Origin of the sequence: Enterovibrio gelatinilyticus, assembly GCF_028683095.1 — a bacterium.
GTDB classification, from domain to species: domain Bacteria; phylum Pseudomonadota; class Gammaproteobacteria; order Enterobacterales; family Vibrionaceae; genus Enterovibrio; species Enterovibrio gelatinilyticus.
Map to the genome: position 1 here is coordinate 167502 of NZ_JAJUBC010000003.1, position 22029 is coordinate 189530.

At 45.4% G+C, this 22029-nt stretch carries 22 protein-coding genes; 10 read left to right on the forward strand and 12 right to left on the reverse strand.

Annotated features, from left to right (window positions below; translation table 11 throughout):
- Nucleotides 1–50 precede the first annotated feature (50 nt).
- The 7 genes from LRP50_RS03855 to LRP50_RS03885 all read left to right on the forward strand — a co-directional run bounded on the left by LRP50_RS03855 (nt 51) and on the right by LRP50_RS03885 (nt 5996).
- Nucleotides 51–866 carry an energy transducer TonB gene (locus tag LRP50_RS03855; protein WP_274163171.1) on the forward strand — a complete coding sequence of 272 codons (816 nt, stop codon included), beginning with the start codon at nt 51–53 and terminating at the stop codon, nt 864–866.
- Between the two features lie 2 nt (nt 867–868).
- Nucleotides 869–1600, forward strand: coding sequence for a MotA/TolQ/ExbB proton channel family protein (locus tag LRP50_RS03860; protein WP_274163172.1), 732 nt, complete (start codon nt 869–871; stop codon nt 1598–1600).
- A complete protein-coding gene (locus tag LRP50_RS03865) occupies nt 1597–2013 on the forward strand; it encodes an ExbD/TolR family protein (protein ID WP_274163173.1) in 417 nt (138 codons plus the stop codon). The genes LRP50_RS03860 and LRP50_RS03865 overlap by 4 nt, the downstream gene beginning before the upstream one ends.
- Nucleotides 2010–2879: a heme/hemin ABC transporter substrate-binding protein gene (locus tag LRP50_RS03870; protein WP_274163174.1), complete on the forward strand. Its 870-nt coding sequence runs from the start codon at nt 2010–2012 to the stop codon at nt 2877–2879. Before LRP50_RS03865 ends, LRP50_RS03870 begins: the two co-directional genes overlap by 4 nt.
- 9 nt (nt 2880–2888) lie before the next feature.
- The gene (locus LRP50_RS03875; protein WP_274163175.1) at nt 2889–3941 is read left to right on the forward strand and encodes a FecCD family ABC transporter permease; all 1053 of its coding nucleotides are present in this window, start codon (nt 2889–2891) and stop codon (nt 3939–3941) included.
- Nucleotides 3941–4705, forward strand: a complete 765-nt coding sequence (locus LRP50_RS03880; RefSeq protein ID WP_274163176.1) for a heme ABC transporter ATP-binding protein — start codon at nt 3941–3943, stop codon at nt 4703–4705. The genes LRP50_RS03875 and LRP50_RS03880 overlap by 1 nt, the downstream gene beginning before the upstream one ends.
- A 262-nt stretch (nt 4706–4967) precedes the next feature.
- A complete protein-coding gene (locus LRP50_RS03885) occupies nt 4968–5996 on the forward strand; it encodes a Gfo/Idh/MocA family oxidoreductase (RefSeq protein WP_274163177.1) in 1029 nt (342 codons plus the stop codon).
- A 356-nt stretch (nt 5997–6352) separates the two neighbouring features.
- Here LRP50_RS03885 and chrA read toward each other — a convergent pair whose 3' ends face one another.
- The gene (gene chrA / locus LRP50_RS03890) at nt 6353–7504 is read right to left on the reverse strand and encodes a chromate efflux transporter (RefSeq protein WP_274163178.1); all 1152 of its coding nucleotides are present in this window, start codon (nt 7502–7504) and stop codon (nt 6353–6355) included.
- Between the two features lie 614 nt (nt 7505–8118).
- Here chrA and LRP50_RS03895 point away from each other — a divergent pair.
- Nucleotides 8119–9030 (forward strand): LysR family transcriptional regulator, encoded by a 912-nt coding sequence (locus LRP50_RS03895; RefSeq protein ID WP_274163179.1) that lies wholly within the window; start codon nt 8119–8121, stop codon nt 9028–9030.
- A gap of 173 nt (nt 9031–9203) precedes the next feature.
- Here LRP50_RS03895 and LRP50_RS03900 read toward each other — a convergent pair whose 3' ends face one another.
- A complete protein-coding gene (locus LRP50_RS03900) occupies nt 9204–10316 on the reverse strand; it encodes a 1-acyl-sn-glycerol-3-phosphate acyltransferase (protein WP_274163180.1) in 1113 nt (370 codons plus the stop codon).
- 221 nt (nt 10317–10537) lie between these two features.
- Here LRP50_RS03900 and LRP50_RS03905 point away from each other — a divergent pair, with 221 nt between their 5' ends.
- Nucleotides 10538–11206, forward strand: a complete 669-nt coding sequence (locus LRP50_RS03905) for a hypothetical protein (RefSeq protein ID WP_274163181.1) — start codon at nt 10538–10540, stop codon at nt 11204–11206.
- A gap of 73 nt (nt 11207–11279) precedes the next feature.
- Here the strand turns inward: LRP50_RS03905 and LRP50_RS03910 are convergent, their stop codons facing one another.
- Together LRP50_RS03910 and LRP50_RS03915 are read right to left on the reverse strand one after the other, a co-directional pair.
- Nucleotides 11280–11714: a hypothetical protein gene (locus tag LRP50_RS03910; RefSeq protein ID WP_274163182.1), complete on the reverse strand. Its 435-nt coding sequence runs from the start codon at nt 11712–11714 to the stop codon at nt 11280–11282.
- 173 nt (nt 11715–11887) lie between these two features.
- Nucleotides 11888–12409: a nicotinate-nicotinamide nucleotide adenylyltransferase gene (locus LRP50_RS03915; RefSeq protein WP_274163183.1), complete on the reverse strand. Its 522-nt coding sequence runs from the start codon at nt 12407–12409 to the stop codon at nt 11888–11890.
- Between the two features lie 271 nt (nt 12410–12680).
- Here LRP50_RS03915 and nadE point away from each other — a divergent pair, with 271 nt between their 5' ends.
- A complete protein-coding gene (nadE, locus tag LRP50_RS03920; protein WP_274163184.1) occupies nt 12681–13517 on the forward strand; it encodes an ammonia-dependent NAD(+) synthetase in 837 nt (278 codons plus the stop codon).
- Nucleotides 13518–13609: 92 nt separating this feature from the next.
- Here the strand turns inward: nadE and LRP50_RS03925 are convergent, their stop codons facing one another.
- The 8 genes from LRP50_RS03925 to pntA all read right to left on the reverse strand — a co-directional run bounded on the left by LRP50_RS03925 (nt 13610) and on the right by pntA (nt 21915).
- Nucleotides 13610–14134 (reverse strand): phosphohydrolase, encoded by a 525-nt coding sequence (locus LRP50_RS03925; RefSeq protein WP_274163185.1) that lies wholly within the window; start codon nt 14132–14134, stop codon nt 13610–13612.
- 122 nt (nt 14135–14256) lie between these two features.
- Nucleotides 14257–14409, reverse strand: coding sequence for a YoaH family protein (locus LRP50_RS03930; RefSeq protein ID WP_274163186.1), 153 nt, complete (start codon nt 14407–14409; stop codon nt 14257–14259).
- Between the two features lie 65 nt (nt 14410–14474).
- Nucleotides 14475–15650, reverse strand: a complete 1176-nt coding sequence (locus LRP50_RS03935; protein WP_274163187.1) for a conjugal transfer protein TraF — start codon at nt 15648–15650, stop codon at nt 14475–14477.
- Nucleotides 15651–15859: 209 nt separating this feature from the next.
- The gene (locus LRP50_RS03940; RefSeq protein WP_274163188.1) at nt 15860–16714 is read right to left on the reverse strand and encodes a DUF2861 family protein; all 855 of its coding nucleotides are present in this window, start codon (nt 16712–16714) and stop codon (nt 15860–15862) included.
- 41 nt (nt 16715–16755) lie between these two features.
- Nucleotides 16756–17424, reverse strand: coding sequence for a response regulator transcription factor (locus LRP50_RS03945; RefSeq protein WP_274163189.1), 669 nt, complete (start codon nt 17422–17424; stop codon nt 16756–16758).
- Complete coding sequence (locus tag LRP50_RS03950; RefSeq protein WP_274163190.1) at nt 17396–18835, reverse strand: ATP-binding protein; 1440 nt, start codon at nt 18833–18835, stop codon at nt 17396–17398. Before LRP50_RS03950 ends, LRP50_RS03945 begins: the two co-directional genes overlap by 29 nt.
- A 122-nt stretch (nt 18836–18957) precedes the next feature.
- On the reverse strand, nt 18958–20343 hold the full coding sequence (pntB, locus tag LRP50_RS03955; protein ID WP_274163191.1) for a Re/Si-specific NAD(P)(+) transhydrogenase subunit beta: 1386 nt from the start codon (nt 20341–20343) through the stop codon (nt 18958–18960).
- A 15-nt stretch (nt 20344–20358) separates the two neighbouring features.
- Nucleotides 20359–21915 (reverse strand): Re/Si-specific NAD(P)(+) transhydrogenase subunit alpha, encoded by a 1557-nt coding sequence (gene pntA / locus LRP50_RS03960; protein WP_274163192.1) that lies wholly within the window; start codon nt 21913–21915, stop codon nt 20359–20361.
- Nucleotides 21916–22029 lie beyond the last annotated feature (114 nt).

Genomic DNA, 22029 nt, shown 5'->3' on the forward strand with positions numbered 1-22029 from the left:
CATGCATAATGCACTCAGTTTCAGCCGTTTTCACGTTGTAGGAGAAAAGTGTGAACGCTCGACGGTACGTTGTTTGTGGTGTCGTTTCAGTTGCATTACACAGTTTGGCTTTGTATGCACAACAGCCACCCACACCCGAATTTTCGATGAGTGATGTCCAAACCGGTCATCGTGTAGCTATTCAGCTTGTGGCCGCGGCGACGCCTCAGCCAAAGGCCCTGTCGGAAGAGATAGTCGAAGATAAAGAACCGCTCGCTCCTGAGATTCAGGAGACGCCACCTTTGGTCGAACCGACTCCTAAGCCCTTGCCTCCCGAAAAGAAACCCATCGTAGAAGCCAAGGCCGAAAAACCATTACCAAAACCTAAGAAGGTTGAGCAGCCTCAGCCTAAAAAAGAAAAGCCTAAGCATGTTGAAGAGCCAAAGCCAAAACCCGTTGAAAAGAAGAAAACTGAAATAGAACCGTTTAAGAAAAAGCCGGTAGACAAAATACTGCCAACCCCCATAAAGCCTGAAGAAAACGCAGACAGCGATCCACAAGATAACGTGGCGGATGCGCAAATGAATCAAGCCAAAGACAGTGCGCCAGTACTCGTTGAACGCCCTGCTTTTAAAGTGCGTCCAAGCCAGCCTAAGTATCCACGTATCGCTAAACGCAGAGGTATGGAAGGCAATGTTTTAATTGAAGTTTGGTTAGATAAAGATGGCAATCAAACTGTTCAAAATATTTTGAAGAGTTCCGGCTTCAAGGAACTTGATACCGCCGCCTTAGACGCTGTCAAAAAGTGGCGCTTTAACGGCTACAAACAAGATGGTGTGGCTCTCGCGCACCGCGTCAGAATTCCTGTTCGTTTTAATCTGGATTAATTATGTTGGATCTACAATTTTTCTCATCCATTCACGCTCAACTTGGCATCATGACTTGGCCTTTAACGCTGCTTTCAGCGCTCACGCTTATGTTGATCGTTGAGCGCCTGTTGTTCATGGCTTTAAATACGAAAACTCACAGTAAAAGCCTTCAGAAGCAGATCTATACCTTATCGCTGACTAACGATGAAGAACTCGACCACTACGTGGAGATTCATCAACATGAAAAAAGCACCTTATCTCAAGGGCTTTGTATGTTGATCAGCCATCGTCAGTTTACCAAAACACTTCGTGAAGAAGCAGTAAGCATCTGGCTGCAAAAGAAACGTCGCCAATTCACATCGGGACTTAAGTTACTCAACATCATTGGTGTTCTTAGCCCACTTATCGGTTTATTGGGTACAGTTCTAGGTTTGATTGAGATGTTCAAAGGTTTGTCTGCCACACAAGGTGGGATCTCTCCCGCTGAGTTAGCCGATGGATTGGGACTAGCGATGTCTACCACAGCCGCTGGTTTGTTGATCGCTCTACCCGCTATTGCTTCGTCTCAAGTCTTCACGCTTTGGGCGGATCGCACACTCACAAAGATCGAGTACGTGTTGAATCACTTCAACTTGCACCTTGCTGGCGTGTCTTTCGACGAAAGTGAAATGTGCAGAGCGAAAACAACCCAATGCGCACCTTGTGCAAATCCAGTTGTTTCATGTCCAAACGTCCAGGACGGTGCGGCATGATCCGTTCTCGTTCAGACAGCGAAATCAGCACATTTACGCCTGATCTTACCCCGCTGCTGGATATCATTTTTATTGTGATGGTGTTTCTTCTGCTCACGGCAAATGTCGAATTCAAAAGCATGGAAATCGCGATTCCCCAAACACAAGACTCAGGGGTACTGGCGTCACCAGAACAGCAGATGATTGCCATCAATATCCTTGCAGATTCCCCTGCATGGGCGATTCAAGGACAGCCAATCGACAATTGGCCTTCTTTTACGCAAACCCTTTTAGAAACCATTGAAGCCAACCCTAACAAGACGGTTGTCATTGCTGCTGACAAATCCGCAGCAGTGGAAGACATGTTAAAAGTCCTCGCCTTCATGCAACAAAACCAAATTACTGCTACTAACATTGTGATGGAAGAAGAATGAACACGACTAAATCAATAAAAGCGCTCTCTCTTACCTTGTCGTTACTACTGAGTCCTTTCGCTAATGCTGATGAAACTCGCATTATCAGTGCGGGCTCAACCGTCACCGAGCTCCTTTTTGCCCTAGGTGCGGATAAACAAGTTATCGCTATCGATCTGACCAGTCGCCATTACCTCAATGACAGAGAGATTCCCGTGTTGGGATACCACAGACAGCTTGCTGCAGAAGGTTTGTTGGCATTAAGCCCTACCCATCTGCTTGGCTCTCCTGATATGGGTCCAGACACGACATTGCAACTGCTTAAACAAGCGGGTGTTAACGTTGAAACTCTGCCAACCGGCAATTCGGTCGAAGCCTTCAACGAGCGCGTTGATACCATTGCTGAGCTAACCAACACGTTGGATCAAGGTGAAACCATCAAAGCCAACGTGAGTCAGCAAATCAAAACACTAGAATCACAACAGCCAGACACCGCCCCTTCAGTGCTTTTCATGATGCTTTCTGATGGTCGTCCAATGACAGTCGCTGGCGATGAAACGACTGTAAACACCGTCATCGAATTAGCCGGTGGCGTTAACCCTGCAGCCAAAGAAAGCACGAGTTACAAACAACTGTCAGCAGAAGCAATCGTCACAATGCAGCCCGACTATATTCTGGTATCAGATCGCACGTTGAGCCAAATTGGCGGTTTAAAAGGCATGTTAAAGCAACAACCTTTGTTGGCAGCAACCCCCGCTTTCCAAAATAACAAAGTGATTCCGATTCAAGGTCACGCAATCCTTGGTGGTTTCGGGTTGGCGAGCTTAGATCTTGCGACCTCTATCAATACCCGTTTTAACGACGATATCGAACCCGCAGCGAAGTAACTAGAAAAAATGAACGAGATAAACACACGTCGTGTACCAATGAAATGGATGCTACTCATCGCATCTACACTGCTTTACGTTGCAATGGTCAGTTCCATCACCTTAGGCCCGATGGATATCAGTTTCTCAGACAGCTTAAAAGCCTTGATCCCAAATGCAATAATACAAAGTGACCTTCCCGATTACGTCGGCGTCATTATCCAACAAGTCAGGTTGCCTAGAACGTTGCTGGCTATCGCAGTCGGTGGCATTCTTGCCATTTGTGGTGCTGTCATGCAAGGGCTATTCAGAAACCCGCTTGCTGACCCTGGCATTATCGGCGTATCCGCCGGTGCGTCATTAGGTGCGGCTATTGCGATTGTGTTGTTTGGCGGGATGATTGGTCACACGGCTCTTCTTACCCTCGGAACCGTTCCCCTTTTCGCGTTTCTTGGCGGTGCCCTTGCGACCTTTGCCATTTACTATATGGGTACAAACAGTAATGGCACGTCAGTCACAATTATGCTTTTAGCCGGGGTTGCCCTTGGTGCAATTGCTGGCGCTGGCATGGGTCTGCTTAACTACTTTGCAGACGATCAAGCATTACGTGATCTTTCATTGTGGACAATGGGCTCTTTGGCTGGTGCTTCATGGGACTCCATTTCATTCGCCTACATCTCCCTTTTCTTGCTGGCATTTTTCTACCAAAGAAATGCCAAAAAACTCAATGCTCTGCTTCTAGGTGAAGCGGAAGCTCGCCACTTAGGCATTGATGTTCAGTCACTCAAACGTCAGTTGATCTTGCTCACAGCGGCTGGGGTTGGCGTTACCGTTGCACTTTCAGGGATGATTGGCTTTATTGGATTGGTTGTTCCCCATATTGCACGCATGCTTACTGGCCCTGACCACCGCTCGCTATTGCCAGTTTCACTTGTGTTGGGTGGCCTTATCTTGCTCGTGTCAGACATGATAGCGCGAACCATCGTTGCCCCGCTGGAAATTCCCGTGGGCATCGTCACGGCGGCGATTGGCGCTCCATTCTTTCTAGCCTTACTGCTGAAACAACGAGGACGATTAGCCTAATGAGTATCGATATCCGCGGTGCATCACTCACAATGGGCAACAAGGTTCTCTTAGATAAGGTGAATCTTAGTTTTAACCCCAGCGAACTCACGATCATTCTCGGACCAAACGGCACAGGCAAAAGTAGCCTTCTCAAATTGCTGAGTCGCGAATGGAAATGTGATGGGGAACTTTCCCTCTATGGAAAACGAGCACATGAGTGGAAACCAGAATTGTTAGCACAATCTGTTGGCATACTTCCTCAATCGAGCAGCCTAACGTTTGGTTTTACCGTGAGAGAAGTTGTGGAACTAGGTGGTCTCGCGTTAAGTGCGTCTAACCATGAGATTCAAGAGATAGCCACCTACAACATGACACAAACCGATGTTTTGCACCTTTCAGAACGTTTATATCCGAGTTTATCTGGTGGTGAGAAGCAGCGTGTTCACCTCGCACGCGTGCTAACACAAATATCTAAGGCAGAAAGAAACACCGTGCTCATGTTGGACGAACCGACTTCAGCGTTAGACATTGGCCACCAGCACAAAACGTTACGGCTTGCTAAACGCATGGCAAAAGAGGGATCAACCGTGATCGCCGTGATCCACGATCTTAATCTGGCTGCACAGTACGGTGACCGCATCATCATGCTAAACAAGGGTAACATTGAGGCTGATGGCACGCCTGATTCGGTGCTCAATGCCGACAATATCGAATCTGTATACGGTTGGCCAGTGGACGTCATGCCGCATCCACAACATCACTACCCGGTTATTTTGGCTTAATGCCTTTTGTTATCACGACGCTTAGCTGACGCCCCAATTAAGGGGCGTCATTGTTTGCATGGATTCGTCATCATAATAATCAACGCGTTCGTCCGAATAAAACAGTTCTTAGTTGATGCTAGGCGCATTTTTGCAACGACTTCGCGGCTTAACAATACTACGCTATAAAAAACCAATCTCGCGCTCGCGGTGCTTTGTTGCAGCACGATTTCGGTTAGACTTTACTTGTCTATGCGTATTTACGAACTACAAGGATCACATAATGATTCGTACGGGTATTGTTGGCTTTGGCTTTTCTGCACAAACTTTCCACCTACCATTTCTCTCTGTGCTGCCTGATTTTGAGCCAGTCGCGGTGGTATCTTCAAACCAAACGTTAGTGAAAGAGAAACTGCCTAACGCAAGTTACTACTCAAACATTGAAGAAATGCTTAGAGATGCTGAACTTGACCTCGTTGTGATAACCAGCCCCAATCACACCCACTATGAATTCGCCAAACAAGCGCTAGAAGCTGACTGTCATGTACTACTAGAAAAGCCGTTTGTGGTGAATAGTGGCCAGGGACTCGATCTCCTTCGCATTGCGAATCATCGCGGAAAAGTACTGTGCCCTTATCAAAACCGACGATGGGACGGCGATTTTCTTACCGCAAAAGAACTCATCGAATCAGGAAAACTCGGCAACGTACGAGTCTTTGAATCAAATTTCGATCGGTTTCGCCCAGAAGTCAGACAACGTTGGCGCGAACAACCCGGCGAAGGGTCGGGAATTCTGTATGACTTAGGGTCTCACCTCGTTGATCAAGCCCTCTTCTTGTTTGGCGAACCTATATCCATTACAGCTTGCTGCAAATCAATGAGAGACCAATCTCAAACCACCGATTACTTCCGAATAACATTCCATTACCCAGACAAGGAAATCATCTTAAGTTCCAGCCCATTTCGTTCTGGCAATGGAGCAAGGTTTGTCGTGCAAGGTGATAAAGCGACGTTCACTTGTGCTGGCTTAGATGTTCAAGAACAGCAATTGCGTGACGGTGTCACAGCCACTTATTCAGAATTTGGCCGCCAGCAACACCAAGGCAAGCTAGAAATTGGTGACAACGTCACCGAAAAGGACATTGAATTAGAATATGGCTGCTATTCCGAACTCTTTGCAGGGTTAGCCAGCGCTATTCTTAATGGTACACCACCGCCAGTTGATACCTATGACGCCGTCAAAGTCATCTACGCGCTAGAACTCGCCCAACACTCATCTGAAGCGGGTAAAACTGAACGCTGGCAATTCTAAACGCGCCCAGAAAGCCCACTATAAAACCTTCCTATAGGTATCACTCATTCACACGTCATTGAGTGGGTGATACTTAAATGTCTGGAGAAACACGTTGGATGTTTACTCCCTAACTGAGCGTAATTTGAGGCAAGCATTTAAAGTTATAGTGCGTTTAAGTTAGATTGTTTGCTTTGTATCAGAGTGAAACAGGCGCTTGGTTTCCTCGCTGGTCTACACTGATTTCCAATACTCAATTTACCCTCTCCGATAACCAAAGCTCGTCTTTATACCTTCAAACATAACAACTATGGTCACGATAGTTAAAAACCAAAAAAACCTGCACATGGCAGGTTTTTTCGAAGACGTCCTTACGCTCAAAGCATGTTATTTAGGACAACATAAGCCAACATACCTGCAAGTAACCAGAATACAGAAAGGTTGAACTTACGCAGCACAACAAATCCAACGACCACAGCAATAATATCTGAAATACCATGTACCGCGGACATCCATACCGGCTGATAGAACGCTGCCACCAATAAACCAACTACTGCAGCATTAATAAGTACCACTGAACCTGCGAATTTATTATGGTTCATGACGTTTTGCCATACAGGCAATGCAGCAAACAGTAGCAACGCGCCTGGTAAGAAGATCGCTAACGTGGCGATGAGACTTCCCACAACAGGATGAATACCGTCCATTGACGCGCCAATATAACTTGCAATGGTAAACATAGGGCCAGGTACTAGCTGTGCAGCTGCATAACCCTCAACCAGAGCATCACCAGAAACCGCATCTCCAATCAGAGGCTGAAGCAATGGTAGAACCACGTGACCCCCGCCAAATACAAAGCTGCCTGCTTGGTAAAAGTGATTAAACATACTAATCAGAGGTGTGCTGGTGAGAGACGGCAAAACCAACAAGGCAACGAACACACCGAATAGAACGAAAGTCTGAGTCAGGCTTTGGTCTTTGTTCACACTGGTCTCTTGAGAATGTGGTTTGCGAATAAATATCCAACCCAACACACCAGCAACAACGATAGGCAACAACTGTGCAAGTAAACCTGCTTGCCAGAGAATCCAACCAGATGAACACACACATACCGCTAGCGTTGATGCGTTAGTGATAAATTTCTTCGCCATTGTCCAAATCGCATCGGCAACCACAACAACAGCAAGCAGTTTGGCTGCCGAAATCAATATCGACAACCAAGTGGAATCACCAAGTTTCGCGCTATATATCGCTGCAAGCGTCAATAAAAGAAAAGAAGGGAAAGTAAAACCGACAAACGCTGCAATCGCGCCCAAGTACCCTGCTCGATGGTAACCGATGAACATACCCAATTGGCTACTCGCCGGCCCTGGTAGAAATTGGCACAAGCTCAATGCCATGGTGAACTTCTCTTCTTCAATCCATTTACGCTTATCAACAAACTCTCGCTGAAAGTAACCAATATGCGCAACAGGCCCGCCAAAGCTCATACAACCTAAAACCAAAAAACGAATGAAAACATCAAGCATTGCAATTACACCCTAATTATTTTGCTTAATTCTAACGAACTTATCCCCATTGATAGAAACAATTCGTATCAATCAAAACTATTAACCAAATCGATATGTCGTGAGAACCATTCTCTGTCTTCAGTATTTTGGTTAATAAGATCACGATGATCCGTGCTTTTGTTACAAATGTATGTGAGCACACACTAACATGCTTGATTATTGTTTCCCATGAAAAACAAACAAAAATCATCCGTTTATTATCAACGAGTTATAATTAAATGGCGCAATAAAAATACAAAGAAATAAAAACGTAATTTACTTCCAAATCATGATCTCATGGTGATTTTATGTGGGTCTCTGCCAGTGAGATGATCTCGTAGCCTGTTTACGGCGTTTGATGTGTGGTGAGTAGAGATGTACACAAGCAGACAGCTTGCAGCAGTGTGTGCATACAACTGCCCCACTGCTTTATGGGGTTTTGACTGTTGAATACTAACAACGGCAGCATTCACTGTTTTTTTGTAGGCAAGCTATCGATACGATTGATGAAAAACAAATTGTGACAACGTCACTCAACCATAAGCACATAGTTGTGATACGCTATCCTCTTCTCATCAATGAAGAAAATATGCATGTTAGATCATCTTCAACAAATGGTTGTCCTTGCTACCGTAGCGCACGAACAGCACTTCACTCGCGCAGCTGAGTTTTTGGGTATATCCAAATCTCAGGTGAGTAAGCAAATTCGGTATCTTGAAGAGCGACTCGGCGTTCAACTCGTGCAGCGCAATACGCGTTCAGTATCTTTGACTGAAGCTGGCAAACAATATGCCGCGTTTGGACGACAAATTGTAGAAACCATGCAAGATGCAGAAGCCATGGTCGCTGGCTATCGAAACGAAATATCGGGGAGACTAAAAGTTGGCATTGCTCAGTCTTTTGGCAACCAGCAGATCACTCGTCTACTCTCTTCGTTTCAGGAGATTTACCCTGCACTTGAGTTAGAGGTGCATCTTTTTGATCACCGCCCAAATTTGGTTGAAGATGGGTTTGACTGTTGGCTAGCGATTCATGAACACCCACCGGAAGGTATGGTGGCAAGGAAGCTCGGGGATTGTCAGTTTCACATCGTTGCATCGCCTTCTTATCTCGAAGCACATGGCGAGCCATCGCACCCCGCCGATCTGCGAGAGCATAACTGCATTACTTATCAAAGTGTTCAACGCACCTATGACCAATGGCCATTTCAACGAGATGGCAGCGAACAGTCCGTAACGATCCGTGGTTCTTATCGAATCAATAATGCGCCTGCGGTATTGGAAGCGGCAAAGTCTGGGGTTGGAATTGCCTATATCGCCACGTATTTGCTCGGGGATGAAATCGAGAGTGGTCAGTTGAAAGTACTCATGCCAACGTGGAAGCCGACCATGAATTTACCCGTATATGTGGTTTATCCAAGAAGAGAGTTTTTGGCACCGAAGGTCAGGCACTTCGTTGATTTTCTCTCTGAAAATATCAATATAGGTAAGGACAATCGCTATTAAGTATTTATCGAACATTTAGTATCACGCTTTCTTTAACCCGCATGATTCTGTGATTTGGTAGATAGAGATCAAAAAAGGAGTGACACTGTCACTCCTTTTTATATTTCATTTACTCATTATCTTCACGTGTCACCGAACAAATACGGCAATAACGTGCAAAGACTGCGTTCCTGTTATATGCCCGCTTTTTTGTCTGTTGGCATTGCATACATGGATCTCACGATTTTCGCGACACCGTCCGGTAGCGCCGATATTTTGCTATCAAACAATTGACGATCACTATCAGTGATCGACGAATGATCTTTTCCTGCCGCAATATAATTAGACGGGAACAGATGATAATTTTGATAGATTTGACGGTCGATTTCAGCGGCTAATGCGTCTGGCGTTTCGAAATCGTTGCCAATCACATCCCCAAAGGCGACGTGAATACGTCTTTTTTGGCCAACGATACCCTGCACTATGCTCTCGATATCTTCGAATTCGCCCTTCTCATATCCACCATCTTCTTGCTTACGGTAAAGCTCGTTAGCTTTTGCCGCGTCACAGGGATCATTCTCATAAGAGATGGTAATAGGAACGATACGCAACGAAGCAATGTAGTCAGCAAAAGCGATTTTTTGACGACGGCCTTCTACATGAAACATTTTTAGAATCGCAGGATCGGTTTTGTCGTTGCCATCTTTGGCTCGCCCTTCTTTTTGTGCAATCCACACCGACTGATTCTCATCAATTGAATGTTTAATGTACGCAGAAAGTTGGCCTAATGCTTTCATCATTTCTCTTGGACCTTTCGCAGAACGTTTCACGATAAAACTCTTGTTCAGCTTCATCAGTTCTGTTGCGCAAGGCTTTTTGAGGAGATTGTCACCAATCGCGATTCTTAGGGTATCAAAGCCATTAACGTGCAAACACCAGTTTACCATCGCCGGATCCATAGCTATGTCACGATGGTTTGATACAAACAAGTAGCTCTGTTTCGGATCTAATTTTTCCAAGCCACTTATTGTAAACCCTTCAGATGTATTTTTGACCATCGACTGCATGTAGCTAGCAACGTTCATTTGTACATCACGTACGGTTTTGACTTTATTCCACTTAGAACGGAGGTAGTGTTTCAGTAACGGTTTGACCAACCAGCCCACGACTCCAGATAGTTTAGGGAAACGATACTTTAAGATCGCCGAAATAAATTCTTCATCATTAACCAAGCGCTCAATAGCACCAGGGACTTCATCGTCACGATAAGGGCGAATTTCTAAGAATGGATCATTTGTTTGAGGCACGAGACTCTACTTTCTCCGTTGAAAAACCGCGACATTCTACGCTGATATGAGTTTACGAACATTGTTTAGGTCGTCATTCAGCACAGGTTGGAGGTCTTACCTCCCTTACTATTCATCAAATCGTATCAAATTGTACGTTAATCGCCCGATAAGATTCGCACTGCTTGATCTAGATAACAAAACAAAAGACTATGTGCGCGTCAGTTCAAGAGAAATACACAATGAAGCAAGCCATCGAGTTTAATCACTACCACGCAAAAACCATGATCATTGGTGCTCGTAAAAAGCAGCCTTTTGCAAGTTACGTTTTTGTGCATAAAGGTTCAGCGCTAATCCGACTTGGAAAGCATGAGCTTCCTCTCTGCACTAACCAAGGTTTTTGGTTGCCAATGGAATGCCTCAATGCCATGACCGTTCTTAAAGGCTCGGAAGTATCAACCTTAAATTTCTCAGTCCGTTCTATTGCCTCTTTACCTACTCAAGCAGGTTTTGTTGAGTCATCGTCTTTAATGAAAGGCATTGTTGAACAGTTAGTCCAATATCAAAAGCGCGATCAACAACAGTGGGATAGCCCTCACGGCAGATTACTTCGTTGTGCACGAGACTACTTATCTATCGTGACACCAACAGACAACAAGTCAAATGTGTTCCGCCAATTGCTGGGCTCACTTGATGCATTGAATAATGGCCATGCATTGAACGACACACAGCGTGATGAATTAAAACGAGCGCTCGGAATTTCAGATGACGACATCGCGATTCAGCTTCGTGTTCGTGAATGGGTTCGCCTTCATAAATCAGGACGCTCCTTTGCTAAGATTGCCGCCGACGTCGGTTTGTCAGAATCAGAGGTGGGACAGTTGCTTGAGCACGTCGCAGGTGTGAGTTAGGGCAAATTGCCCTAACCATTGAATTGAACCTTGTGCTGGACGGGTAACTACTGAGATTTGCTGCTGAGATTTACTACTGAATAGGTACCTGCATCTGCAATAAAATCTCGGTATTAGTATCTTCATGCCAGCGCATGTCTAACCGATACCGAGCATCACTGATATTGGAATCCGTACTAAAACTGAAGTTTAAACCATGGTTAAGAATCCAATCCTCTGTTGAGCTTTCTTCCAGTGAAAAACCTTGATACTCGTCTGGCTTCCAAACACCAAATCCGTAGTACGAGTTTCCACTGGTAGTTGTTAAATACTGCGGAACATCAAATCCGTATTTCCACCCATCCCAAATTGAAGGTAATACCGTATCTTCAATGGACCATTCAATAACGCTGGCTTCATGGGATTGTGAAAAGTTGATTTGATATGCCCCGCCATCTTGAATCGTGTAAGGCGTTCGTAAATTCAAACGCGATTCATCTATGGCAGCATAAGATAGTGACACTGTCACTAAACTTCCTAGCACGACGCTTATTATTTTAATTTTTGTAATCAATGGGAACACATTACCCTATCAATTGATGATAACGGAGACACAAGGTGCACCTCCAAATCGAGACGATTTATTATTGTCGTTTTACATACTTATTGAATCGAGGCCAATTGCCTACCTCGAAACAACTATCAATCAAAAAAGTCTTTATATTCAATCGTTGCCGCGACTGATGTCGTTGTTAAACTATCTATACTTAAGCCACTTTCTAGCTTATTTCGAATATCGGTACTCCTGACAGGAACAACTTCAGGGCAAGCAAGCACGCTCCAACGGCTCACAATATCTTCAGAACGGTGAAACTTACTAAAGCTTAAAAAATTATCTGGCCCCAGTACAAACGTGAGTTCTGAAGTGGGATATTGGTTCTGAATATGCTCCATCAGCGCCCATGTAGTCACCGCACCGCTTTGCCCAAGTTTTTCTTCATCTTTACAAAGTACAAGATTGCGACAGTCAACATCGGCAATAAATCCTTCAACCCATTGGCAACGTTTAGTGAAATCAGCCATTTTCTTTCCCCAAGCGTGCGAGAAACTGGGGACAAGAAGAACAAGGTCAAAATGAGAGAGGCGCTGCAGGACGCTTAGATGCCCTAGGCTGGGCGGATTAAACGCACTGCCAAAAATGGCGATTCGTTGAGGTCTATCCATGTTTCTCAGTATTATTCTGTTTAGACAAGGGGTTATCTATTGATACTTAATCGAGCCTTAAGGTTCAATCATTTTCTCTACTCAGCCAACTTAAATGAGCAATTTATCTACAGACTCACACTATTGCCGCCTCTCCCCGGATAAATCTGACTAAATACCCTATTCTGAGGCTAATTTTCATTCAATGGCGCTTTATCTCGCTGAATGTTCATGATTTTGCTCACAAGATATTGCAGAATAGAAGAAACGTGTTTACGAGGAACCCCACGACATGGAACAAGCGATCCGCGCAGAGATGCGAGTACTACCAACAATCGACCCTGCTTTTGAAGCACAACGCCGTATCAACTTCATAAAGAAGCGTCTTATTGATTCAAGAACGCGTTCATTGGTGCTGGGGATTAGTGGTGGTGTTGATTCTTCGACTTGTGGTCGTCTTGCACAGTTGGCGGTAGATCAATTAAACCAAGAAACAGGCACCGAAGATTACCAATTCATTGCAGTTCGCCTACCTTATGGTGTTCAAAAAGACGAAGATGAAGCACAACTCGCGTTGAGTTTTATCGCTCCATCACATTCCGTTAGTGTAAACATCAAAGACGGCGTTGATGGCATCCATTCCGCTACCTTAAGCGCATTAGAAGGCACAGGACTAACGCCGACAGATAGCGCTAAACTTGATTTCGTCAAAGGCAATGTCAAAGCGCGTGCTCGTATGGTCGCTCAATATGAGATCGCTGGATTGGTCGGTGGACTGGTATTAGGTACTGACCACTCGGCAGAAAATATTACTGGGTTTTATACAAAGTTTGGCGATGGTGCCTGCGATCTTGCCCCACTCTTTGGTTTGAGCAAACGCCAAGTTCGTCAACTCGCGGATCACTTAGGCGCTCCTGAAATACTTGTTGTTAAAACACCGACCGCAGACTTAGAAGAGCTTGATCCTCAGAAAGCGGACGAGGATGCTTTGGAACTGACATATGATGAAATCGACGATTTCTTAGAGGGTAAACCTGTACCTGATCGCGTAACAAATAGATTGGTACACATCTACACGGTCACTCAGCATAAACGCCAGCCAATCCCCACTATTTATGATGACGAGTAAGTCATCGTAGACACTATAAGTGTTATGGCTATAAACAATAAACGCGCCCTGATGGCGCGTTTATTCATTCGAGCTTCTTACGTTCTTATTGCTCAATAACGACCAATCTTATCACCCACTTCGATTAACATATCGAGTTCCCACCAAATCATTTCACATAACCCATATCGATATGTCGCTTTACGAAAGTCGGCATGTTCAGATTGATACATCGCATATTTACCTCGATGAAAAAGGCGACAAGCTTTCACGTTAGCTAACCTATCACAGGCCTTTACTATGAGTGCCAAACGGGCTGAACCTTCAGTTTCATCCAGCTGAATCAATCTCTGGTGAAGCTGCTTTTTCTTGGTTTTCCGATCGCCCTGCAATGGATCGGTAACGTAACTGACCGATAAAGCAATGGATTCTCCGAAGTCATGCACCAGCTCATCAACACTGGTTGTTGTGTCTTCGAGTACATCATGCAGTTGAGCAACGATCATCGCATCTATGCCAAAGGGCTGTGCCAATCGCTCAACATCATCAAGATGAACATAATAGGGGAATTCGCCATATCTTTGTCCTTCATGGCGGGCTCTTGCGAAAGATTTAGCTAGCAACAAACGGTTGTTCAAAGCGATACCTAAAACGTTAATTATGAGCAGTTAATCACCTGATAATATCTAAGTGATTTTAACCTTCATAGATTAACGCTAGGAACAAAAAAGAAAACGGCCAATTATAGGCCGCTTTCACATTAATCATCTTTTTTTGATGCTTCGCGTTCACGAATTTCATTTGCCACTTTCATAATGGCTTCACCGCTACTCATGCCTTGCGCCATCAGTGCGTGAATTCGATCTGCTGCGACTTGCTGCTCTGCATGCGTCAATGTTGGCATACTACTCATACGCGACCCCAAATTCTTACGTTAAGAAGTCGCGTATTCTACTGCCCACTCTCGTCAATGTCACCTTAGAAGGTGAAAGATAACTGAGCGGAGCCACCGTAACTGTTGTTATCACTAAACTGGGCGGCCAAATCGAAGTGAACGGTATTGAATGGTGATAAGCCCAACCCCATCGTCAACGTTCCGTCCAGTGTATCTTCAAGGTCTTCAATGTAGCCACCTCGAACTTGCGCCCATCCCCAAGCATCAAACTCTGCGCCTAATCGAATAAGTTGGGTATTGTCTTTTATCGCAGGCCCACTGGTTGCAGAAAATCGTTTCTGCTCGTTCAAATCGATATCAACAGCTACCGTAAGAAGATGAGTCACAAATGCCCCACCGACTGTATACAGAGGACCAATGGTATACGTGTAATCTCGAGTGTAAACAACAGTCTTAATATCTTTTTCAATCAGATTCTTAGCGGCGAAGCCTAAACGAAATGGTCCACTTTGCCACGCTGCACCCAGATCGATATTAAATGCACTTTCTTCTGTGCGGTTGGCGTCAGAGTCCCAATCATCCACGTCAAAATTGTCGACTGCCACTTCATAATGATAGGTGTAATATTTCTGTGATTTAGGCGTCACGCCGAGTGCTATTCGTTGCCCAGCAAATTCAATGTTACCCGCCAGCGCCAAACCTACATCGACCACACCAAAAGCAAGTACTCGCCCTTTCGAGCCAAGCGTATAGTTAGTGCCTGGAATTAGTGAAGTATCATTAATATTTGCAACGTCGGCAGCGTCAACCTCCGGCATTACTATTGCTTCGGTATAACCTTTCACAAAGAAGTTACCCGAAATAGTTGAAGTAGGAACGGCAATTGCCCCACCAAAACCACCACTTAAATACGCCAGCTTATTTTCCAAGTTGCCGAGAGCATTAGCCGCTGCGGTTCGATTATCAGAGTTAGCGGGGTCATTTTCAAACTGATCAAACACACCGCCAAAGTCTTCAAGCCCATCAACCAATTCATCAGGATCTCGGTACTGAATACCTATCACCGGTAGCAATATGCCAAATGCTGCATCAGGCTCCAATGCCACCAATGCTGGGTTATGAAAACCCGCAGTTAAATAACTAGAAGCAGCGGTGCCCGCTCCTCCCATTGCATCTATTCGTGTATCAATGCTGTAGTTTGCTGCAAAGGACGATGCAGACACCAAAGCCAAACTTGCCGCGACTAAGCTTTTCTTCATAACCCTGAATTCCATGTCTAAGTGCCAATGAAATGGAGACTCACATCCGCGCTTTCACACGTTATCTCTCTGTTTACTTACTAAAATAATGATAGACGACTGAATGACTCGTAATGAAGACAAGTAGTAAAGATGTGACACTACTCATTAGCATGAGAGAGATTGGAGGAGGTTTTAGAAGGAAAGCAGCACTATTGGGGTCTGTTTACTTATTTTTCTGGGTTCTCTATTGATAAATCATTTAGATCAACGTCTGGCAAATCAATGGCTCTAGCGATGCGTTGTACATCTTCAAATAAAATCGCACCTTGCCACCTTCTTTCGATCAGCGCGATGGAAAACCAATACTGCCCATTTGGTACATCGATAATAGGTAACGATGTTGGAAGGTTTTTGTCTTTTTCTTCAGACCATATTGGCGCTTCATCCACATCAGATTGCTGATACAAGTTCATTGATAGAAAAGGTCGAGGACAAGTGCTTTTCAAGTCGGTAGTTGGAGCTATACGCCAGCTTCGGCTGTCCATCCAACTGATTTTTTGTGTCGCATCGGGCTCACCAATCAATACCCAAGAGGACCAACTTTCACCTTCGTTTGAGGTTAACTCAAGCTTGTAAAGTCCAGCATGAACGATGCCCGAAACCGTATCAAAATCGAGTTTGAATTGATTTCCATCGTCTCCCCTCAATTCGGAAAGAATCAGCGACTTGTCAGGCCACTCAGCAAAAGACAATTTGGATATACCCGTTTGGGAACTGCCATAAACAGAGAATTGGTAATAAACTCGGTTTGGCGTTTGCACGGTTTCTCGTCGTATGACAATGCTTTGCAACCAGTTTGGCAGCGAAAGGCTGCTTAAGCTTCTTCCGCAATCCTCGCTGATGGCCAAAGACAATAGCTCAGTGAGATGATCATGCTCAGTTTTTGTCTTGTCTTGTTGCCAAGCTTCAACCATTGCATCAAAACTCTGAGCGGTGTTTCCTTCCAATAAACGTTGGTGAGCCGATGTCAACGCATCAGTGCCATTGAACCAAGCCGCCAACGTATATGTTGGCAGTAACATAGCTATCGTCAAGGTTATGGATTGAAGCACCGCTCGAGTCATCAGTGGCTTTTCATCCTGTAACCAACGCCTCTCAGTGTTTCAATTTCAATCTCAGGGAGCTTTTGACGTAGTTGAAGGACATGGGTATCCACCGTGCGCGTAGTTGGGTAGTGGTTGTAACCCCAGACTTGATCCAACAGTTCGTCGCGGGTAAACACGCGACCTGCGTTTCTCGCTAAAAAGGCGAGAAGATCAAACTCCGTACGTGTCAGTATGACTTCGCTTTCACAGTAAATAACGCCACGAGTGGCCAAGTTAATTCGTAGAGAACTCACCACAATGTCATCGGCGTCCTGCTCTTCCTCAGACGCAGGCTTACGCAAGTGAACGCGAACGCGCGCGAGCAATTCCGCTTCGGCGAATGGTTTAGTCATATAATCTGTCGCGCCAGAATCAAGACCACCAACACGATCACGAACAGACACCATCGCTGTCAGCATGATAACTGGTACATCTTTGATCTTCTTCCAGTTAGGAAGCCACGTCATCGAGTCCCCGTCTGGTAACTGTCTGTCTAACACCACTAGATCTGCATCAGCCCACAATGCTTCTACTTTACTCGCTCTATCGGCGTATAAGCATTTGTATCCGTTTTGCTCTAGGCTGGCTAAAAGGCCATCTGCCAAGTTTGCGTCATCCTCAACGAGCAATAGAGTCGTTTGGGTCACAAGGTATCTCCAAAATAAATGTGGTTGGAGGACCAACAAGTATCAACTTGCCCCCCATCCTTTCAATCATTGATTCAACGATTGTCAGACCAAGCCCTAAGCCTTGAGCACTGACAAACGGTTTACGAATCGTCTTCCAATCTTTTCCGGTCAACTTTCCCTGATCTTGAACTTGGATCTTTAGTAAACCGTTGTTAATTTCGGCAACCACCTTAACAGGTGCAATACCATATTTCTTTGCGTTGCTTATAAGGTTGTCTAGCGACGTCGTCAACCAATAAATGTTAACCGCAATTGCACCATCTTCTTTGACAAGCAATTCAACGTCACGTTCTTCACAAAGGTAGCCAAGCCACTCTGCAAGCGATGGTATTTCCTCTCTCACCAACTGCTGTTGGTTTGATTGCAAGTAATCCTTGCTCGCCTCGGCCAATTGCTTCAAGCGCATTGAGTCTTCACACAAACGGCGGAATTCGTCATACAAAGGTTCTGGAAGGCTATCGAATTTACGGCGGAAACCTTCCACTGTCATCGATAAGCTAGCAATAGGTGTACGCAGTTCATGCGTGAGGATTTGAAGCACCAACATGCGTTCTTGCATCAACCGACGCTGAACCGTCCATCGGTTAAATACCCAAACGGCAATCCAAAATAGGTTAATGACTGCCAGCGCAAATACCAATTGCGACCAATAAGACGGGGCCTGCTCTTGGTTCCAACAAACATTGCCAATTCGGGATAAGCAGTAACCGTTGTCGCTCGTCGGTGAGGCGACTAGATCGTGTTGCTCAAGAAGCGGAAGCCATACTTCTGAACCATAGACCTGATACTGCCCACCCGTTCTCACCCAGAGTTCTTCTCCAGACAATATTGATTCCGCACCACCATTAAGCGCCATGATACCTGACTCTGGCATTCGTTGAAGTCTACCGAGTAACCTATCTGGCGGCGCTAATAAGCGCTCTTGAATATGGAAAAACCTCAGCAACTCATCTCTACGCTCTGGGAATTTATCGACATATTTGTTTGCGTAGCTCCCTCCACCAGGATGGATGAGATTTGAGCGAGAAAACCATACAGGCGGCAATCGGGTGTTGAAACATAGCGCACGAGTGAACACTAAAGGATCGGTTACCAAGGGGCTGACAGGCCATGCACCTTTACACTTCTCGGACGACTGATAAAGCCTTTTTAGGTCTTTCAACGGATAGTGAGCTGATTGCGGTAGCAAGCTATCTGGGACAAGCAGTGGTTTCGGATATTCACTGTGTATGGAATTTAGCGCATACGTCGCCATAGGCGGCTCAGATAAGAGTGACAACCTAAAAGCACTGAGCTGTTCAGAGAATGAGCCATTCGCCAATGCCTGAGGACTGACTAAGGCTAAAATGATAAGAAAAAACGTACGCATGGCGAGAGAATATCATCAAAATATGACTAATTGTCAGTACTTTGTCAGAGTGTTACAAAATAAGAAAAGGCCAGCAAAGCTGGCCTTAATAAGGATTCAACAACAAAGTTTGAGTGTCAAAATCAAATCGCTTTGGCGATAGCCTCAACGCTTTCTTTCGCATCACCAAACAGCATCGCTGTGTTCTCTTTAAAGAACAATGGGTTTTGAACACCCGCATAACCTGTGTTCATTGAGCGTTTGAATACGATTACGTTTTTCGCATTCCACACTTCAAGAACCGGCATACCTGCGATTGGGCTATTAGGATCTTCCATTGCCGCAGGGTTCACTGTGTCGTTCGCACCGATGACCAATACCGTATCTGTTTCAGGGAAATCCTCATTGATTTCATCCATCTCCAACACGATGTCATAAGGTACTTTCGCTTCCGCCAATAACACGTTCATATGGCCTGGAAGACGTCCTGCGACAGGGTGAATACCAAAACGAACATTGATACCCTTCGCGCGAAGCTTGGCAGTGATGTCATGTACAGGGTATTGAGCTTGAGCTACCGCCATACCGTATCCCGGTGTGATAATCACTGAACGAGAGTCTTTCAACATTTCCGCGACTTCTTCTGCCGAAATCTCTCTGTGCTCGCCATATTCAACGTCGGTCGCAGTAGAAACTGTCTGACCGAAGCCACCAGCGATAACGCTGATGAAAGAACGGTTCATGGCTTTACACATGATATAAGAAAGAATCGCACCCGAAGAACCAACCAATGCGCCCGTGACGATCAGAAGGTCGTTTGCCAACATGAAACCTGCTGCTGCCGCTGCCCAACCTGAGTAAGAGTTCAGCATTGAAACCACAACCGGCATATCCGCACCGCCAATCGACGCAACCAAGTGGTAGCCGAACGCGAACGCGATTAAGGTCATGATAATCAGAGCAAACAGACTGCCATCAGACTTCACAAAATAGAACATCAACAGCGTCGATACCACGATCGCGGCTAGATTCAATTTATGTTTGTGCGGAAGGTTTAGTGCCGAAGAAGAAATAATTCCGCGAAGCTTACCAAAGGCAACAATAGAACCCGTGAAGGTTACCGCACCAATGAAGACGCCAAGGAACACTTCCACCATATGGATAACGTGCTCAGTGTGCGCAAATTCGCCGCTGTATTCTGGCGGTGCCAGAAAGCTATTGAAACCAACGAGAACCGCTGCCATACCTACGAAGCTGTGAAGCACAGCAACGAGTTCTGGCATTTCAGTCATTTCAACTTTCTTGGCGTAGTAAATACCGATGGCACCACCAATGATCATCGCAATGATAATCCAAGTTATGCCTTGTGAGTATGGGCCAAAGATGGTTGCGATCAAAGCAATCGTCATACCCGCGATACCGTAATAGTTACCGGCTCTCGCTGACTCTTGCTTGGACAATCCAGCCAAACTCAAGATAAAAAATAGTGCAGCAACAATATATGCCGCTTGTGCTAGTCCTGCAGACATTCCTTGCTACTCCTATTAATCTTTACGGAACATTTCAAGCATGCGCTTGGTGACGGTGAATCCGCCAAAAATGTTGATGCTTGCAATGAGAACCGCAATAAATGCGAGGAAAGAAACCACACCATTGCCTTGACCGATTTGAAGTAACGCACCCACAACAATGATGCCGGAGATTGCGTTGGTCACAGACATCAGTGGTGTATGCAGAGCATGGGTGACATTCCAAACAACGTAGTAGCCAACAACACAAGCAAGTACAAACACGGTGAAATGCGACAAAAATGCTGGTGGCGCGACAGATGCAACCCAACCAAATGCACCGAGTGCAGCCACTAAACCAACCAGTTTTTTGACTGGAGATGTCGGCTCTTCCACTTTCACTGCTTTTTCCGCTGGTGCAGCTTCAACTTTCGCCTGAGGTTGAGCAGATACTTGAATCGGTGGTGCAGGCCAAGTAATTTCGCCTTCCTTAACAACGGTTACACCGCGAAGCACGACGTCTTCGAAATCAATATCAATGTTACCGTCTTTCTCTTTGCACAGAAGCTTCATCAGGTTGACAAGGTTTGTGCCGTAAAGTTGGGAAGACTGAGTGGGTAGACGGCTGACCATATCGGTATAACCGACGATTTTCACGCCGTTTTCAGTGACAACAACTTTATCTGCTTCGGTATATTCACAGTTACCACCGTTTGCTGCAGCGAGATCGACAATCACGCTACCAGCACTCATTGAATCCACCATTTCTTTAGTGATCAGTTTCGGTGCTGGTCGGCCAGGAATAAGCGCTGTAGTAATGATGATGTCTACATCTTTCGCTTGTTCTGCATATAGTTCGGCGGCTTTACGATTGAAGTCATCTGACATTTCCTTCGCATAACCATCGCCGCTGCCAGCTTGTTCTTCGAAAGCAACTTCAAGGAACTGGGCACCCATACTTTCCACTTGTTCTTTCACTTCAGGGCGAACATCGAAAGCACGAACGATAGCGCCAAGGCTACCTGCTGCGCCAATAGCAGCTAGACCCGCAACACCAGCACCTGCAACAAATACTTTTGCTGGTGGTACTTTACCTGCAGCGGTAATTTGCCCCGTAAAGAAACGACCAAACTCATGGGCGGCCTCTACAACAGCACGATAACCAGCGATGTTAGCCATTGAACTCAACGCATCTAAAGCTTGTGCCCGAGAGATACGTGGCACTGCATCCATTGCAAGAACGTTGATTTTCTTAGAGGTGAGTTGCTGCATCAGTTCTTCATTCTGGGCTGGCCAGATGAAGCTAACAAGGGTGGCCCCTTCTTTGATACGTGCTATTTCGTCAACACTGTCATCTGCATTTTTCACAGGCGCGTTAACTTTAAAGATGATGTCTGATTGCCAAACTGTATCGGCATCAGTCACTGTTGCTCCTGCCTGCTCGAAAGCAGCGTTGTCAAAACTTGCTAGTAAACCAGCATTGTTTTCTACAACAACCTCGAAGCCCATTTTAATCAACTGCTCAACCGTTTTTGGGGTGGCAGCCACTCGCGTTTCGTGCGCAAGTATTTCTTTTGGAACACCAATTTGCATAGTAAGTCCCTGACTATTGGCAATGTAAGTGATTTGTTTGTAACGAACTGAAAAGGCTTAATCAAGCGATTTGTAGTAAAAATACAAAATAAATCATTAGCAAGCGTAAAACAG